The 16,843-nt window shown below is 72.7% G+C and carries 15 protein-coding genes; 10 read left to right on the forward strand and 5 right to left on the reverse strand.

Annotated features, from left to right (window positions below; all coding sequences use genetic code 11):
- The first annotated feature begins 227 nt into the window (after positions 1-227).
- The 8 genes from AB0B33_RS12240 to AB0B33_RS12275 are packed head-to-tail and all read left to right on the forward strand — an operon-like array spanning position 228 to position 10,623.
- On the forward strand, positions 228-1,772 hold the full coding sequence (locus tag AB0B33_RS12240; protein WP_360770387.1) for a UDP-N-acetylmuramoyl-L-alanyl-D-glutamate--2,6-diaminopimelate ligase: 1,545 nt from the start codon (positions 228-230) through the stop codon (positions 1,770-1,772).
- Positions 1,769-3,271, forward strand: a complete 1,503-nt coding sequence (murF, locus tag AB0B33_RS12245; protein ID WP_360770098.1) for a UDP-N-acetylmuramoyl-tripeptide--D-alanyl-D-alanine ligase — start codon at positions 1,769-1,771, stop codon at positions 3,269-3,271. The genes AB0B33_RS12240 and murF overlap by 4 nt, the downstream gene beginning before the upstream one ends.
- Positions 3,268-4,350, forward strand: coding sequence for a phospho-N-acetylmuramoyl-pentapeptide-transferase (mraY, locus tag AB0B33_RS12250; RefSeq protein ID WP_247021214.1), 1,083 nt, complete (start codon positions 3,268-3,270; stop codon positions 4,348-4,350). The genes murF and mraY overlap by 4 nt, the downstream gene beginning before the upstream one ends.
- A gap of 1 nt (position 4,351) precedes the next feature.
- Positions 4,352-5,758 carry a UDP-N-acetylmuramoyl-L-alanine--D-glutamate ligase gene (gene murD / locus AB0B33_RS12255; protein ID WP_360770101.1) on the forward strand — a complete coding sequence of 469 codons (1,407 nt, stop codon included), beginning with the start codon at positions 4,352-4,354 and terminating at the stop codon, positions 5,756-5,758.
- Complete coding sequence (gene ftsW, locus AB0B33_RS12260; RefSeq protein ID WP_360770104.1) at positions 5,745-7,265, forward strand: putative lipid II flippase FtsW; 1,521 nt, start codon at positions 5,745-5,747, stop codon at positions 7,263-7,265. Before murD ends, ftsW begins: the two co-directional genes overlap by 14 nt.
- Positions 7,262-8,386: an undecaprenyldiphospho-muramoylpentapeptide beta-N-acetylglucosaminyltransferase gene (gene murG / locus AB0B33_RS12265; protein WP_247021220.1), complete on the forward strand. Its 1,125-nt coding sequence runs from the start codon at positions 7,262-7,264 to the stop codon at positions 8,384-8,386. Before ftsW ends, murG begins: the two co-directional genes overlap by 4 nt.
- Positions 8,379-9,776, forward strand: coding sequence for a UDP-N-acetylmuramate--L-alanine ligase (murC, locus tag AB0B33_RS12270; protein ID WP_360770107.1), 1,398 nt, complete (start codon positions 8,379-8,381; stop codon positions 9,774-9,776). The genes murG and murC overlap by 8 nt, the downstream gene beginning before the upstream one ends.
- A gap of 4 nt (positions 9,777-9,780) precedes the next feature.
- Positions 9,781-10,623, forward strand: a complete 843-nt coding sequence (locus AB0B33_RS12275) for an FtsQ-type POTRA domain-containing protein (protein WP_360770110.1) — start codon at positions 9,781-9,783, stop codon at positions 10,621-10,623.
- Here the strand turns inward: AB0B33_RS12275 and AB0B33_RS12280 are convergent.
- Entirely contained in the window at positions 10,613-11,077 is a 465-nt protein-coding gene (locus tag AB0B33_RS12280; protein ID WP_360770113.1) for a D-alanyl-D-alanine carboxypeptidase family protein, read from the reverse strand. The genes AB0B33_RS12275 and AB0B33_RS12280 overlap by 11 nt on opposite strands.
- 87 nt (positions 11,078-11,164) lie before the next feature.
- On the opposite strand from AB0B33_RS12280, the gene AB0B33_RS12285 reads away from it, so the two are divergent.
- Together AB0B33_RS12285 and AB0B33_RS12290 are read left to right on the forward strand one after the other, a co-directional pair.
- Positions 11,165-11,839, forward strand: a complete 675-nt coding sequence (locus AB0B33_RS12285) for a response regulator transcription factor (protein ID WP_247021228.1) — start codon at positions 11,165-11,167, stop codon at positions 11,837-11,839.
- A complete protein-coding gene (locus tag AB0B33_RS12290) occupies positions 11,832-12,920 on the forward strand; it encodes a HAMP domain-containing sensor histidine kinase (protein ID WP_360770116.1) in 1,089 nt (362 codons plus the stop codon). The genes AB0B33_RS12285 and AB0B33_RS12290 overlap by 8 nt, the downstream gene beginning before the upstream one ends.
- On the opposite strand, the gene AB0B33_RS12295 is transcribed toward AB0B33_RS12290, so the two are convergent.
- From AB0B33_RS12295 to AB0B33_RS12310, 4 genes are read right to left on the reverse strand one after another with little or no spacing between them, the layout of a single operon-like run.
- Complete coding sequence (locus AB0B33_RS12295) at positions 12,883-14,037, reverse strand: UDP-N-acetylglucosamine--N-acetylmuramyl-(pentapeptide) pyrophosphoryl-undecaprenol N-acetylglucosamine transferase (RefSeq protein ID WP_360770390.1); 1,155 nt, start codon at positions 14,035-14,037, stop codon at positions 12,883-12,885. The two genes, AB0B33_RS12290 and AB0B33_RS12295, sit on opposite strands and share 38 nt — an antisense overlap.
- Complete coding sequence (gene vanX, locus AB0B33_RS12300; protein WP_360770119.1) at positions 14,034-14,651, reverse strand: D-Ala-D-Ala dipeptidase VanX; 618 nt, start codon at positions 14,649-14,651, stop codon at positions 14,034-14,036. The genes AB0B33_RS12295 and vanX overlap by 4 nt, the downstream gene beginning before the upstream one ends.
- On the reverse strand, positions 14,648-15,652 hold the full coding sequence (locus AB0B33_RS12305; RefSeq protein WP_360770122.1) for a D-alanine--D-alanine ligase family protein: 1,005 nt from the start codon (positions 15,650-15,652) through the stop codon (positions 14,648-14,650). The genes vanX and AB0B33_RS12305 overlap by 4 nt, the downstream gene beginning before the upstream one ends.
- Positions 15,645-16,652: a D-isomer specific 2-hydroxyacid dehydrogenase family protein gene (locus AB0B33_RS12310; protein ID WP_360770125.1), complete on the reverse strand. Its 1,008-nt coding sequence runs from the start codon at positions 16,650-16,652 to the stop codon at positions 15,645-15,647. Before AB0B33_RS12310 ends, AB0B33_RS12305 begins: the two co-directional genes overlap by 8 nt.
- Positions 16,653-16,843 lie beyond the last annotated feature (191 nt).

Consider the following 16,843-nt stretch of genomic DNA (forward strand, 5'->3'; position numbering starts at 1 on the left):
GTCAAAGCCCCCTCACGCGGGTGAGGGGGCTTTGACGCGCCCATCGTCCACATCGGTCCGCAACGCTCGCGAAGTCCTTGCGGCGCAACAAGGTCCGTATCGCCACTTAGCACATCTGCCTCAGCCGCGCGCAATCGCCGTACCGCGTGCGGGTGCCCGAACCGGCCGCCGGTAGCCTCTTGGCCGTGTCCGTGTCCTCGTCCAGTTCCCAGGTGCCGGAAAGCCCGGTGAAAGCGGTCCCCGCGCCGCCCCGCCCGGCGCGCATCGACCCGGTCCCGCTGGCGACGCTGCTCGCCAGGGCGGACGCCCGGCTGATCGCCGGCTCGCCCGACGCCGCCGACCTCACCGTCACCGGCACCACCCTGCGGGCCCAGCACGTGCTGCCCGGCGACCTCTTCGCCGCCCTCCCGGGGGCCAGGGCCCACGGCGCCGACTTCAGCGACCAGGCGGTCGCCGCCGGTGCCGTCGCGGTGCTCACCGACGCCGCGGGCGCCGAGCGGCCCGCCCTGCGCGACGCCGGCGTCCCGATCCTGGTCCACGCCGACCCGCGCGCCGCCCTCGGCGAGATCGCCGCCTGGATCTACGGCGAGCCCTCCCTGCGGCTGGCCGTCCTCGGCGTCACCGGCACCTCCGGCAAGACCACGACGTCCTACCTGGTCGACGCCGGGCTGCAGGCCGCGGGCCTGACCACCGGCCTGATCGGCACGGTCGAGACGCGGATCGCGGGCGAACGCCTGGTCAGCGGCTTCACCACGCCCGAGGCGCCGGACCTGCAGGCGCTGCTCGCGGTGATGCTCGAGCGCGGCGTCACGCACGTGCCGATGGAGGTCTCCAGCCACGCGCTCGCGCTGGGCCGCGCCAACGGCACCCGGTTCGCGGTCGGCGCGTTCACCAATCTCTCCCAGGACCACCTGGACTTCCACAAGGACATGCAGGAGTACTTCGCCGCGAAGTCGCTGCTGTTCGACGGCCGCTCGACCAGCGAGGTCGTCGTGGTCGACAGCGCGTGGGGCCAGGCGCTGCTCACGCCGCAGACGATCACCGTGACCACCGACCCGGGCACCGAAGCGGCGTGGAAGGCCACCGACCTGGAGGCCACCCCGCACGGTGAGCAGACGTTCACCCTGCACGGCCCGGACGGCGCCAGCGCCGCGGCGAAGATCCCGCTGCCCGGCGAGTTCAACGTCGCCAACGCCGTGCTCGCGGCCGCGATCCTGAGCACCGCCGGGGTGGGCCTGGAGCACATCGTCGCCGGGCTCGCGCAGGTGCAGGTGCCTGGGCGGATGGAGCGTGTTTACGTCGGCCAGGAGTTCACCGCCGTCGTCGACTACGCCCACAAGCCGGCCGCGGTCGCCCAGGGCCTGGACGCGCTGCGGGCCCGCACCGAGGGCCGGATCATCACCGTCCTCGGCTGCGGCGGCGACCGGGACACCGCCAAGCGCCCGATGATGGGCGAGGCGGCGGCCCGCCGCAGCGAGTTCCTGATCGTCACCGACGACAACCCGCGTTCCGAAGACCCCGCGGCGATCCGCGCGGCGATGCTGGCCGGCGCCCGCGCGGTCGGGCCCGCCGAGGGCGGCGAGGTCATCGAAATCGGCGACCGCCGCGAAGCCATCGCGCACGCGGTCGCGCTCGCGCGGCCGGGCGACATCGTCTTCCTCGCCGGCAAGGGGCACGAGTCCGGCCAGGAGGCCGGCGGCGTCGTGCACCCGTTCTCCGACCGCGACGAGCTGGCCGCGGCCATCCGCAACAAACTCGAGGTGAATGTGTGATCGTGCTCAGCCTGGCCGAGATCGCCGACGTCGTCGGCGGCCGGCTGCACCGCGCCGAACCGGGCGTGCTGGTCACCGGCAGCGTGGAGTTCGACACGCGGAAGCTCACCCCCGGCGGCCTGTTCGTCGCCCTGCCGGGCGAGCAGGTCGACGGCCACGACTTCGCCGCGCAGGCCGTCGAGGCCGGCGCCGTCGCCGTGCTGGCCGCCCGCGAGGTCGACGCGCCCGCGATCGTCGTGCCCCCATTGGGGGAGGGCGAGGCCCACGAGCGGTCGGTCGCGCTGACCGGCGACAAGGACGGCTCCGGCGCCGCGGTGCTGGGCGCGCTGGCCAAGCTCGCCCGGTACGTCGTGCAGCGGCTGGCCGAGGGCGAGCTGACCGTCGTCGGCGTCACCGGCTCTTCCGGCAAGACGTCGACGAAGGACGTCATCGCGCAGCTGCTCGAGCCGCTCGGCCCGACGGTCGCGCCGCCCGGGTCCTTCAACAACGAGCTCGGTCACCCCTGGACCGCCCTGCGGGCCGACGCGAGCACCCGCCACCTCGTGCTGGAGCTGTCCGCGCGCGGCCCCGGGCATATCGCCCACCTCGCCGAGATCGCGCCGCCGAAGATCGGCGTCGTGCTCAACGTCGGCACCGCGCACGTCGGCGAGTTCGGCTCGCGCGAAGGCATCGCGAAGACCAAGGGCGAGCTGGTCGAGGCCCTGCCCGCCGACGGTGTCGCGATCCTCAACGCCGACGACCCGCTGGTCAGCGCCATGGCGAGCCGCACGAAGGCCCGCGTCGTGTTCGTCGGCGAGAGCCCGTCCGCGCAGGTCCGCGCGGAGGGCATCACCCTCGACGACGAGGCCCGCGCGTCCTTCCGGCTGGTCACCCCGGCCGGCGAGGCCGACGTCAAGCTGCCGCTGCACGGCGAGCACCACGTCGGCAACGCGCTTTCGGCCGCGGCGGTCGCCCTGGAGCTGGGCGTGACCCCGGCGGAGGTCGCCACGCGGCTCTCGGGCCTCGAACGGCGGTCCGCGCGCCGCATGGAGGTCGTGACGCGCGAAGACGGCGTCACGATCCTCAACGACTCCTTCAACGCCAACCCCGAGTCGATGCGGGCAGGCCTCAAGGCGCTCGCGGCGATGACGCGGGAGAGCGGCCGCCGGTCCTGGGCCGTGCTCGGCGTGATGGGCGAGCTCGGCGCGGACGCGATCACCGCGCACGACGAGATCGGCCGCCTGGTCGTCCGGCTCAACATCGCCAAGCTCGTCGTGATCGGCCCGGAAGCGGCCGCCATGCACCAGGGGGCGCACCAGGAGGGTTCCTGGGGCGAGGAATCGACCCTGGTACCCGACGTACGCGCCGCCATCGCCCTGCTGCATGATCAGCTCCGCCCCGGGGACGTGGTGCTGGTGAAGGCCTCCAAGGCCGCCGGCCTCTGGCGGGTCGCCGAAGCACTGCTCGAACCCCGGGAAACCGACAACTCCGAGAATCGCTCGAACGGTGGTGACGCGTGATCAGCATCCTGATCGCGGCCGCGGCGGGCCTGCTGGTCTCCATCATGCTGACGCCCTACCTGATCCGGGTCTTCTCCCGGCAGGGCTTCGGCCAGGAGATCCGCGAGGAAGGCCCCCAGGGACACAAGTCCAAGCGCGGTACCCCGACCATGGGCGGTGTCGCGATCATCATCGCGATGGTCGTCGGGTACTTCGCCGCGCACCTGATCAACTGGATGTTCAACTCCCGCAGCGGCGCGCCGACGGCGTCCGGGCTGCTCGTGCTGATGCTGGCGGTGGGGCTGGGGATCGTCGGGTTCCTCGACGACTTCATCAAGATCCGCAAGCAGCGCAACCTGGGGCTGAACAAGACCGCGAAACTGGTCGGCCAGCTCGTGGTCACCATCGCGTTCGCGGTGCTGGCGCTGAACTTCGCGGACGCCCGCGGCATCACGCCGGCGTCGGAGAGCCTCTCCTACGTCCGCGACCTCGCGCTGATCACGTTCCCGGCGGTGATCTTCGTGATCTTCTGCTACGTCGTGATCTCCGGCTGGTCGAACGCGGTGAACTTCACCGACGGGCTCGACGGCCTGGCCGGCGGCTCGGCGGCGATGGTGCTGGCCACCTACGTCGTCATCGCGTTCTGGCAGGAGCGGCTGAACTGCGCCAACGGCCCGGCGCCCGCCTGCTACGACGTCCGCGACCCGCTCGACCTGGCGGTGGTCGCCGCCGCGGCCACCGGCGCCTGCGTCGGGTTCCTCTGGTGGAACGCGGCCCCGGCGAAGATCTTCATGGGCGACACCGGCTCGCTGGCCCTCGGCGGCCTGGTCGCCGGCCTGTCCATGACCACCCGCACCGAGCTGCTCGCCATCGTCATCGGCGGCCTGTTCATGGTCGAGATGATCTCGGTGGTCGCGCAGATCGCGGTGTTCCGGACGACCCGGCGAAGGCTCTTCCGGATGGCACCGTTCCACCACCACTTCGAGCTCGCCGGGTGGGCGGAAACCACGGTCATCATCCGGTTCTGGCTGCTCTCGGCGATCTGCTGCATGTTCGGGCTCGGCCTGTTCTACAGCGAGCAGCTCGGCTTCGGCGGCTGACGTGGAGATCTCCGGTCGTCACGTTCTCGTCGCCGGTGCGGGGGTCACCGGGAAGTCGATCGTGCCCGTGCTCACCGAGCTGGGTGCGCGCGTCACCGTCACCGACGGCAACGCCGAGCGGCTGGCCGAGCTGGACGGCCTGGGCGCCGAGCTGGTGCCCGGGCTGACCGAACCGCCCGAAGACGTCGTCCTCGTCGTCACCAGCCCCGGCTGGCGCCCGACGTCGCCGCTGCTGGTCGCCGCCGCCGAGGCGGGCGTCGAGGTGATCGGCGACGTCGAGCTGGCCTGGCGGGTCGGGCAGCTGCGCGAGCACCCGCCGGCGTGGCTCGTGGTGACCGGCACCAACGGCAAGACGACCACCGTCGGCATGCTCGAGTCGATCCTCAAGTCGGCCGGCGCCAACGCCGTGGCCTGCGGGAACATCGGCTACGCGGCGCTCGACGCGGTGCGCGCGGGCTACGACGTCCTCGCCGTGGAGCTGTCGAGCTTCCAGCTGCACTGGTCCTCGACGCTGGCCCCGGACGCGGCCGTGGTGCTGAACCTGGCCGAGGACCACATCGACTGGCACGGCTCCATGGACGAGTACGCGGCCGCGAAGGGCCGGGTCTACACCCGCGCCAAGGTCGCCGTGCACAACGCCGACGACGACTGGTCCACCCGGATCGCCGGCGCGCACGCGCCCGAGAGCGCCCGCCGCGTCGGCTTCCAGCTCGACACCCCGCGGGTCGGCGAGCTCGGCCTGGTCGAAGACCTGCTGGTCGACCGCGCGTTCGTGGCCGACCCGGCGACCAGCGCCGAGGAACTGGCCACCCTCGCCGACGTCCGCCCGGCGGGCCCGCACAACGTCTCCAACGCCCTCGCGGCGGCCGCGCTGGCCCGCGCGCACGGCGTCTCCCCGGAGGCCGTGCTGAAGGGCCTGCGCGAGTACCAGCCCGCGCCGCACCGGGCCGTCGAGGTGGCCGAGGTCGCCGGCGTCCGGTACGTCAACGACTCGAAGGCGACCAACCCGCACGCGGCGGCCGGGTCGCTGCGCGCGCACCAGAGCATCGTGTGGATCGCCGGGGGCCAGCTCAAGGGCGCTTCGGTCGAAGAATTGGTGAGCAGCATCGCGGGCCGCCTGCGCGGAGTTGTGCTACTCGGTGTCGATTCACCCGTGATCGCCGCCGCGGTCGCGCGACACGCGCCGGATGTCCCGGTGAACAGCCTCCGTCCGGGTGACCATGAACCCATGACTGCGGCGGTGAGTGCGGCCAGCGAGATGGCCCGGCCAGGTGACGTGGTGCTGTTGGCACCCGCCGCGGCGTCGTTGGACATGTTCCCGAACTACGGCGCGCGCGGCGACGCGTTCGCCGCGGCGGTGCACGTCCTCCGCGACGACGCAGCGGGGGAGCCGAGTGACGGCTACTGAGTCCAAGACACCCAAGCCCCGGGAAGCGCCGAAGCGGCCGCGCCGCGAGCGCAAGGAGAGCGGCTTCGTCGCCTTCCGGACCGCGCTGACCGCGTGGCTCTCGCGCCCGCTGGCGTCGTTCCACCTCGTGCTGGCCCTCACCGGCGTGCTCACCGTGATCGGCGCCGTCATGGTGCTGTCGGCGTCATCGGTCGCGTCCTACAACCCGAAGACCGGCAGCGGGGTGTACTCGCTGTTCATCAAGCACCTGGTGTTCGTCGCGATCGGCGCGGTCGTGTTCTGGGTGGGCCTGCGGATCAAGCTGGAACGGATCCGCGCGATGTCGGCCACCGCCACGGTGGTCTGTCTCGGCCTGCTGGTCCTCGTGCTCACCCCGCTCGGCTCGACGGTCAACGGCTCGCAGGGCTGGTTCAAGCTCGGCGACTTCACCTTCCAGCCGGTCGAGGCCGCGAAGGTCGCGCTGGCGTTCTGGGGCGCGCACATCCTGGTGATCAAGTACAACGTGATCCACCAGTGGCGGCACCTGCTGGTGCCGGTGGTGCCGATCGCGCTGCTGATGTTCGCCCTGGTCATGCTGCAGCCGGACCTCGGCGGCACGGTCACCCTGGCCGTCGTCCTGCTGGCGCTGCTGTGGTTCGCCGGCGCCCCGAAACGGCTGTTCGGCGTGATCCTCGCCGGCGGCCTGGCCGGCGTGCTCGTGCTCGCCGTCATCGCGCCCTACCGGCTCGACCGGGTCATGTCGTTCCTCTCCCCGGACGCCGACACGACCGCCGAGGGCTTCCAGGCCAACCAGGCCAAGCTGGCACTGGCCGACGGCGGGTTCTTCGGCAAGGGGCTCGGCCAGGGCGCGTCCAACTGGGGCTACCTGCCGAACGTGCAGAACGACTTCATCTTCGCCCTGATCGGCGAGGAGCTCGGCCTGATCGGCTGCGTCGTCGTGCTGGCCCTCTTCGCCGGGGTCGCGATCGTCGGCCTGCGGATCGCCACCCGCAACATCGACCCGTGGATCCGGATCGTCTCCGGCACGCTGACGGTGTTCCTGGTGGCGCAGGCCGGCATCAACATCGGCTACGTCGTCGGCCTGCTGCCGGTCACCGGCGTGACGCTGCCGCTGATCTCCTACGGCGGGACGTCGCTGGTGATCACCATGCTCATCATGGGCGTGCTCGCGAACGCGGCCCGGCACGAACCGGAGGCGGTGGCCGCGCTGCGCACACAGGGGCCGGGTAAATTCGGACGCCTGCTGCGGCTGCCCGCGCCCGATCCGTACCGCCCGCCCGCCACCCGCAAGGGTGCGGCGCGCGCCGGGGCGAAGGCGGCCAGGCCCGCGCCCCGTGCGGCGCGGGCCGCCCCGGCGCAGGAACGGCGCAGGTCGGTCCGCGAGCCGGTGCGCCGCAGCGCGGCACGGACGAGCACGACCCGCACGAGCACCGCTCGCGGCGGGGCCGCGCGGACAACAGCGAGCCGTGGTACCCGGAGTACCGCGAACCGGAGAGGTCATTGGTGAGTAAGCCCGTCAAGGGAACCGAGCGATCAGCCGCGGGCAGAGGGCCCGTGGTCGTGGTCGCCGGAGGTGGCACCGCAGGACACATCGAACCCGCTCTCGCACTGGCCGACGCCGTCATGCGGCTGCGCCCGGACGCGACCGTGATCGCCCTCGGGACCGAGCGCGGCCTGGAGAACAAGCTCGTCCCGGCCCGCGGTTACGACCTGGAGCTGATCCCGCCGGTGCCGCTGCCGCGCAAGCCGACACCGGAGCTGCTGCGGCTGCCGCTGAAGGTCCGCGACTCGGTGCGCAAGACCCGCGCGGTGCTGGACCGGGTCGGCGCGGACGTCGTCGTCGGCTTCGGCGGCTACGTCGCCCTGCCGGCCTACCTGGCCGCGCGCGGGCGCGTCCCGATCGTCGTGCACGAGGCCAACAAGTCGGCCGGCCTGGCGAACAAGGTCGGCGCGCGGTTCGCCGAGCGCGTCGCCGTCGCCGTCCCGGGGACCCCGCTGCCGAAGGCCGAGGTCGTCGGGATCCCGCTGCGGCGCTCGATCACCTCGCTGGACCGCGCCGCGCTGCGCGCCGAGGCCCGCGCGCACTTCGGGCTGGACCCGGACGCGCCGACGCTGCTGGTGTTCGGCGGTTCGCAGGGCGCGGCGTCGATCAACAACGCGCTGTCCGGCGCGGCGAAGGACCTGGCCGACGCGGGTGTCGGCGTGCTGCACGCGCACGGCCCGAAGAACACGCTGGTCGTGCAGGAGTTCCCGGGCAAGCCGGCGTACGTGCCGGTGCCGTACCTGGAGCGGATGGACCTGGCCTACGCCGCGGCCGACGTCGCCGTGTGCCGGTCGGGCGCGATGACCGTGGCCGAGGTGACCGCGGTCGGGCTGCCCGCCGTGTTCGTCCCGCTGCCGCACGGCAACGGCGAGCAGGCTTCGAACGGCCGTCCCGCGGTCGACGCCGGCGCCGCGCTGATGGTCGACGACGCCGAGCTCACCCCGGCCAAGGTCGCCGAGCTGGTCGTGCCGCTGGTCACCGACCCCGACCGCGTCGCGAAGATGAGCGCCGCCGCGGTCGGCATGGGTCACCGCGAGGCCGACGAGACCCTCGCTCGCATCGTCTTGGAGGCCGCCGGTGCCTGAACTGCCTGAAGAGCTGCGCCGGGCGCACCTGATCGGGATCGGCGGCGCCGGCATGTCCGGCATCGCGCGGATCCTGCTGGCCAGGGGCGCTTTCGTGTCGGGCTCGGACGCCAAGGAGTCGCGCGCGCTGCTGTCGCTGCGGGCCCAGGGTGCCGAGCTGTTCGTCGGCCAGCGCGCCGAGAACATCTCCGCGCTGCCCGAGCCGCCGTCCGCGGTCGTCGTCTCGACGGCGATCAAGGAGACCAACCCCGAGCTGGCCGCGGCCCGCGAGGCCGGCATCCCGGTGCTGCACCGGGCGCAGGCGCTGGCCGGGCTGATGGAGGGGCACCGCGTCGCCTGCATCGCGGGCACGCACGGCAAGACGTCGACGACGTCGATGCTCACCGTGGCGCTGCAGCACTGCCGGCTCGACCCGTCGTTCGCCATCGGCGGCGACCTCAACGAGTCCGGTGCCAACGCCCACCACGGCGAGGGCGGCATCTTCGTCGCCGAGGCCGACGAGAGCGACGGCTCGTTCCTGACCTACTCGCCGTCGGTCGCGGTCGTGACGAACGTCGAGCCCGACCACCTGGACCACCACGGCACCGCCGAGGCTTACACGAAGGTGTTCACCGAATTCGTGGGCCGGATCGTGCCGGGCGGGCTGCTGATCGTCTGCGGTGACGACGCCGCGGCCGACGAGCTCGGTAAGCAGGCGGCGGAGCTGGGTGTCCGGGTGCGCCGCTACGGCCGCACGGTCACCGGCCCGGACGACGCGCGCGTGCTCGACTACGCGCCGGCCCCCGACGGCGGCGTCGTGCGGCTCCTGCTGGACGGCTCCGAGCTGTCGGTGCGGGTCGCCGTGCCGGGTGAGCACATGGCGCTCAACGCGGTCGCGGCGCTGCTGGCCGGGATCGAGCTGGGCGCGCCGGCCGCCGGGCTGGCCGACGGGCTGGCCGCGTTCGGCGGGGTCCGGCGCCGCTTCGAGTTCAAGGGCCGCTCCGGCGACGTCCGCGTCTACGACGACTACGCCCACCACCCGACCGAGGTGGACGCGCAGCTGCGCGCGGTCCGGACCGCGGCCGGGGACGGCCGGGTGGTCGTCGTGTTCCAGCCGCACCTGTTCTCGCGGACCAAGCTGTTCTCGAAGGAGTTCGCCGCGGCGCTGTCGCTGGCGGACGAGGTCGTCGTGCTGGACGTCTACGGGGCTCGCGAGGAACCGGAGCCGGGTGTCACGGGTGCGCTGATCGCCGATGGCGTGACCGTGCCGGTGCACTACGAGCCCGCGTTCGACGTCGCCGCCGGCCTGGTGGCCGGGCTCGTGCGCGGCAACGACCTCGTCGTCACCATGGGCGCCGGGGACGTGACGCAGCTGGGCCCGGAGATCCTCGCCGAGCTGGACAAGCGCTGACACCATGAGTCCGACCAGGGAACGCCGCCGCCCGTCCGAAGAGGACGAACGGGATCGTGCTGCCCTGGCGCGGGAACGGCGCGGGCGGCGCTCCGACGAGGAGCGCCGCCGCACCCGCGCCGCGCGCGTGAAGACGGCGCCGCGCACCCGGCCCCACCGGCCCAACCGGCAGGTCGAGATCCGCCGCCGGTGGGTCGCGCTGCTGACCGTGGTGACCGTCGTCGCGGGCGTGTACCTGCTGTTCTTCAGCTCGATGCTGGGCGTCAAGGACGTCGCGGTGGCGGGCGCGCGCACGGTGAGCGCGGACCAGATCCGCGCGGCGGCGGCGGTGCCGGCCGGGAAACCGTTGCTGCGCCTGGACGCCGACGAGATCCGCGACCGGGTGGCGGGTATGCCGGGCATCGCGACGGTCGAGGTGTCCCGCTCCTGGCCGAGCACGATCGAGATCACGGTGACCGAGCGAACGGCCATCGCGTTCTTCGACAGCGGCCCGGGCGGCGACGGCGTCCACCTGGTCGGCGGCGGCGGCGTGGTCTTCAAGACGGTTCCGGCCCGCCCGGCGGGCCTGCCGGAACTGAAGCTCCCCAAGGTGTCGGCGGACGACCCGGTGACCCGAGCGGTGACGGCGGTCCTCGGCGTGATCCCGGAGCAGTTGCTGAAGCAGGTGACGACGGCGACGGCGAAGACACCCGCGAGCGTGGAGTTCACGTTGTCGAGCGGGAAGATCGTCCGCTGGGGGACGGCGGAGCAGACGGACCGCAAGGCGAAGGTCCTGGCGGCCCTGCTGACCCAGGAGGGCAAGGTCTACGACGTGGCGGCCCCGGAACTGCCGACGATCACGTCCTGACCCTCGTCCGCGGGTCGTGACTCGGGTCGGGGTACATCGGCGGGCAGCCGTGCTCGACAGCGTCGGGGCGCAGCTCGAAGTGCCACGGTTCGTTGCGGTCGATCTGGCACAGCCCGTACCCCGCACCGTGCTCGGACAGCCACCGCCGGGCCGCCGCGGGGCCGACGTCGACGGCGTTGCCCGACACGTGCGCCGAGGTGCCGGGCGTGGCCACCCAGCGGCGCGCTTCCCGTTCCGAGCCGTGCTCGGCGACCGCCCGGCGGAACAGCTCTTCCTGGTACTCGGGCGACCGCCAGCCGCCGTTGACGAGGATCGGGATCCCGGCGTCGGCCGCGGCGCGGCGCAGGGCGGCGAGCAGCTGCGGATCGAGGTTGGCGACCGCCGGGGTCTCGTCGTCGAAGACGCTCACCGGGTGGGGGACGGCGCCGCGGACGACCAGTTCGCGAGGAGTCATGCGCCCAGTCAAGGCAGGGCCGCGATGCCGGCCCGTATCCGGTTTTCGATACGCCGCCGATAGGAACCGGCTCGTACGATCGGGAGCGTGCGTGTGCTGGTCGTCGAGGACGAACCCTATCTGGCCGAAGGCATCCGGGACGGGCTGCGCCTGGCGGCGATCGCGGCCGACATCGCCGGCGACGGGGACACCGCGCTGGAGCTGCTGAGCGTCACCACCTACGACATCGCCGTGCTCGACCGCGACATCCCCGGGCCGTCCGGCGACGAGGTCGCGCGGCACATCGTCGCCTCTGGCAGCGGCACCCCGATCCTCATGCTCACCGCCGCCGACCGGATCGACGACAAGGCCACCGGGTTCGAGCTCGGCGCCGACGACTACCTCACCAAGCCCTTCGCGCTGCGGGAGCTCGTGCTGCGGCTGCGGGCGCTCGACCGGCGGCGCGCCCACAACCGGCCGCCCGTGCGGGAGATCGCCGGCCTGCGGCTGGACCCGTTCCGCCGCGAGGTCTACCGCGACGGCCGTTACGTCGCCCTGACCCGGAAGCAGTTCGCCGTGCTGGAGGTCCTCGTCGCCGCCGAAGGGGGTGTCGTCAGCGCCGAGGACCTCCTGGAACGGGCCTGGGACGAGAACGCCGACCCGTTCACCAACGCCGTCCGCATCACGGTGTCGGCGTTGCGCAAACGGCTCGGGGAACCCGGGATCATCGCCACCGTGCCCGGCGCCGGCTACCGCATCGAGCCGGGGGCCGGCCGTGGATAGGGCGCCCGGCCTGAGCGTCCGCCTCAAACTGACCCTCAGCTACGCCGGTTTCGTCATGCTCACGGGCACGCTGCTGCTCGCCGCCATCGGCCTGTTCCTGCTGTACTACCAGCAGCTGGGCATGGAGCTCATGCCGGTGGTGATGGCCCCGCCGGGCCGCGTCCTCATCCGGGCCTTCGCACCGTCCGCGGCGGCCTGCCTGATCTTCCTGCTGGTGTTCGGGCTGGCGGGCGGGTGGTTCCTCGCCGGGCGGATGCTCGCCCCGCTGACCCGCATCACCGACGCCACCCGCACGGCCGCGGACGGCTCGCTCTCGCACCGGATCCGGCTGCCGGGCCGGCGCGACGAGTTCCGCGAGCTCGCCGACGCATTCGACACCATGCTCGCCCGGCTCGAAGCCCAAGTCGCCGAACAGCGGCGGTTCGCCGCCAACGCGTCCCACGAACTGCGCACGCCGCTGGCGATCACGCGGACGCTCCTCGAGGTCGCCCGCCACGACGGCGACCGTGACGTCGACGAGCTCGTCGGCCGCCTCGACGCCGTCAACACCCGGGCGATCGACCTCGCCGAAGCGCTGCTCCTGCTCAGCCGCGCCGACCAGCGGTCGTTCACGCCGAAGCCCGTCGACCTGTCGCTGGTCGCGGAGGAGGCCGCCGAGACGCTCCTCCCGTTCGCGGAGAAGCGCGGCGTCGCGCTCTCGGTGTCCGGCGAGCCGGCCGCCGCCACCGGCTCGGCCGCGTTGCTGCTGCAGCTGACGACGAACCTCGTGCACAACGCGATCGTCCACAACCTGCCGGCGGCGGGCACGGTGTGGGTCGAGACGAGCGTCCACGCCGGGAGCGTCGAGCTCACCGTCGAGAACACCGGCGAGCCGCTCCCGCCGGAGCTGGTGGCGACGCTCGCCGAGCCGTTCCGGCGCGGTACCGAACGCGTGAAGAGCGACCAGGCGGGCGTCGGCCTCGGCCTGGCCATCGTCAGCAGCATCGCCCGCGCGCACGACGGAACGCTCACTCTGACGCCCCGGCTCGACGGCGGCCTCCGCGTCACCGTGCGCGTGCCCGCCGCTCCTCGAGCGCGGTGAGCACGTGCCGGGCCAGGACGACGTCCGCGTCGGGCGCACTGGCCGCCCTCGCACGCGCCGACATCGCCGCGATCCGCGCCGGATCGGTGAGCACCGGGACGAGGGTGGTTTCGATCCAGGCCGCGTCGAGGTCTTCGTCGTCGACGAGCAGGGCCGCGCCGGCCGAGACGGCGGGCTCGGCGTTCAGCCGCTGTTCGCCACCGCGGTCGGGGAGCGGGACGTACGCCGCCGGCAGCCCGACGGCGGCCAGTTCGGCGCAGGTCATCGCCCCCGAGCGGCAGAGCACGAAGTCGGCGGCGGCGTAGGCGTAGCGCATCTCGTCGACGTAGGGGACGACGACGTAGGGCGGATCGCCGTCAGCAAGCTGTGGCGCGTCGGTGGGCCGCGGCCCGGTGGCCGCCCGCAGTGCCGCCGTCGTGTCGGCTACGTGCCGCGGTCCCGTGATGTGCAGGACCTGCACCCCGGCCGCCCGCAACGCCGCCGCCGCGCCGGTGACCGCGGCGTTGATCGTCCGCGCACCCTGCGAACCACCGGTGACCACCAGCACCGGCCCGGAGGACCGCAAGCCGGACCGCCGCCGGGCGGCATCGCGCAGTGCGGGCCGGTCGAGGCCGGTGATCGCCGGTCGCAGCGGGATCCCGATGGCGGTCGCGTGCGGCAGCCGGACCCCCGGGGCGGCCGTGAACACGTGCGGCGTCAGGCGGGCGGCCAGCCGGTTCGCCACCCCGGGCCGCGCGTTCGCCTCGTGCACGACGATCGGCAGGCCCCGCCGCCGGGCGGCGAGGTAGGCGGGCCCGGCCACGTAACCGCCGAAGCCCACCACGACCTCGGCGCGCACGCGGTCGAGCACCGCCGCGGCCGCCCGCACCGAGTCCAGCAGCCGCGCCGGCGCCCGCACCAGGGCCGGGTCCGCGCCACGCGGCAGCGGCGCCGGCGGGATGAGTTCGAGCGGGTAGCCGCGGGCCGGGACGAGGGTGGTGTCCAGGCCGCGGACGGTCCCCAGCGCGGTGACTTCCGCGGTGGGTGCCAGGCGGCGCAACGCGTCGGCGAAGTTCAACATGGGTTCGATGTGCCCGGCCGAATGACCCCCGGCGACGACGACGCGCGGCGCCGTCACGATCGCCACGGCACGGGGAAGTCGAAGTAGGTGTCCGGGTAGGGCTCGCCGTTGAGCGTGTAGTGCCACCATTCGCGGTCGTACCGGCGGAACCCGCAGGACTCCATGATGGCGCAGAGGTGCCGCCGGTTCTCCGCCTCGGCCGGCGTGATCCCGGCCGCCCCGTGGTGCGAGACCGCGTCCATCAGGTCGTGGCCCCCACCCATCGCGGCGAGCTCGCCGGTGTCCAGGTGGTAGAGCGTCAGGTCGACGGTGCTGCCCCGGCTGTGCCCCGACTTCGTGGCCACGTAACCCTTTTCGACCATCTCGGCCCGCTCGATGTTCGGGTAGTGCCGCGGCTTGGTCCGGCCGTCCTCGGGTTTCCGCGACCAGCGCAAGAAGCAGTCGACGGCCCGCTGCGGGCGGTAGCCGTCCCACAGGAGCAACCCGAACCCGAGCGTTCCGGCCTTTTCCCGGGCCCGTTCCAAAGCCGCGCACAACGCCCGGGTGCCGACGACCCGGTTGGCGAGGTAGCCGTCCACGGGCCTGCCGGTGAAGTTGTCCCAGGTGGCGTACTTGGCGTCCCAGCGGATCCCGGGCACGAACTCGTCCACGAAGACGAAGTCGTCCTTCACCGCGTTTTCTCCTTCAGCGCCAGCGAAATCAGCCGGTCGAGGACGTCCCCGAGCGGCAGTCCCGCGGCGGCCATCATCCTCGGGTAGCGGCTGTAGGAGGTCAGGCCGGGCAGGGTGTTGACCTCGTTGAGCACGACGGTCCCGTCCTCCTTGAGGAACACGTCGACCCGCGCCAGCCCCCGGCACCGCAGGGCGCGGTAGACGGCCTTCGCCGTCTCCAGGACGAGCGCACGCGCTTCGGCCGGGATGTCCGCGGGCACGATGAACGCGGAGTTCTCGGACCCGCTTTCCGGGTTCTCCTCCTGGTGGATCTTGAAGAACCCGTGGCTGAGCGCGACCCGGTCCAGCTCGCCCGTGATCAGGTCGGAACCGTTGCCCAGCAGGGAACACCCGATCTCGCTGCCGACGACGGCTTCCTCGACCAGCACCTTCTCGTCGTACTGCCGCGCGGCTTCCACCGCGTCCGGCAGGTCTTCCGCGCGGAGCACTTTGCTGACCCCGAAGGAAGAACCCGACCGCGCGGGCTTGACGAAGACGGGATAGGTGACCTCGCCGGGGTTTTCGTCCGCGTCCCAGTGCTTCGGCGTGGCGATGCCCGCGCTCGCGACGACGAGGTAGGTGAGGGACTTGTCCATGCACAGCGCGGAACCGGTGACGTCACAGCCGGCGTACGGAACGCCGGCCAGTTCGAGTAAACCCTGCACCGCGCCGTCCTCACCGAACCGTCCGTGCAGCACCGGCAGCACGACGTCCAGCCGGATCACCTCGTACTTCCCGTCGGAAAGCACGAGCAACCCGTCCGGCGACAGCACGACCGGGCTGCCGTGCTCCGCGCCGGGACCGTCGCAGAGTTCCCAGCCGCCGTCGTGGGAGATCCGGATCCAGACCGGCTCGTACTTTTCGGCGTCGAGGTGCCCGGCGACCTCGCGCGCGGACTTGACGGAGACGGGGTGTTCCTCGGACGGGCCCCCGAAGAGGATCCCGACTTTCAGCTTAACCACGGTGGTTCCCGCTTTCGAAGCTCAGGCAGTTGACGAGGCTGTTTTCGACGGTGTCGCTCAGGGCGTGGTCGGTGTAGTAGGCGGTGTGCGGGCTGATCACGACGTTGGGCAGTTTCTGCAGCCGCACCAGCGCTTCGGTCTCGATGGCCTTCCCCCGGCAGTCGGCGTAGAAAACGCCTTCCTCGCCTTCGAGGACGTCCAGCGCGGCGCCGCCCAGCCGCCCGCTTTCCAGCCCGCGCAGGAGAGCGTCGGTGTCGAGGAGCGGCCCGCGCCCGGTGTTGACGACGAAGGCACCCCGCTTCAGCCGCGCGATCCGCCGCCGGTCGAGCAGGTGGTGCGTGTCCGGCGTCAACGGTGTGTGGAGCGTGACGATGTCGCTGACCTGCAGGAGTTCGTCGAGCGGAACGTAGTCGGCGGAGTTCCGCGGCAGGCTGTCGTGCGCCAGGATGCGGCACCCGAACCCCCGCAGCCGATCCATGACGGCGACCCCGATGCGCCCGGTGCCGAGCACCCCGACGGTCAGGTCCCGCAGTTCCTTCCCGCGGACGTCGGTCAACCGGAAGTCGTGGACTTCCGCGCGCCGCAAGGTGGTCTTCGCGTCCCGGAGCACCATCAGCATGAGCAGCAAGGTGTAGTCGGCCACGCTGTCGGGCGAGTAGGCGACGTTTTCCACGGTGATGCCGACGGACTTCGCGTAGCCGACGTCGATGTGGTCGTAGCCGACGCTCCGGGTGGAGACGTACTCCACGCCGATCCGGCTCAGCGCGAGCAGGGTGGACTCGGTGACCCGCGTCTTGTGCCCGACGCTGACGCACCGCATGCCGGCGGCCAGCCCGGCGTTGTCCGCGGAGACGGCGGCCTCGGTGATGGTGGGCGTGACCCCGCAGTGCACCGCCAGCTCCCGGAAGAGAGCGGCCTCGTCGGGCCCGCACCCGTAGACGGCGACCCCGGTGGTCACGGCCCCCGGCCCCCGGGCCGGCGCTTGCTGGCTGTCGGTCATGCGCCCCAGTCAAGAGCGGCCGCCGTTGCCGTCCCGTATGCGGATTTCGATACACCGGCGATACCCCGGGGCGCCGCCGGCGCGCGTCGGGTCATTGGTCGCGGGAGGGGGATTTCGGCGTCGAGCACCGGATCGTGGCGGTGAGGTCGGGGGCGAGCGGGCTCAGGCGTCCGGATTTCGGTGTACCGGCG

The organism is Amycolatopsis sp. NPDC049159 (genome assembly GCF_040648295.1).
Taxonomy (GTDB): domain Bacteria; phylum Actinomycetota; class Actinomycetes; order Mycobacteriales; family Pseudonocardiaceae; genus Amycolatopsis; species Amycolatopsis pretoriensis_A.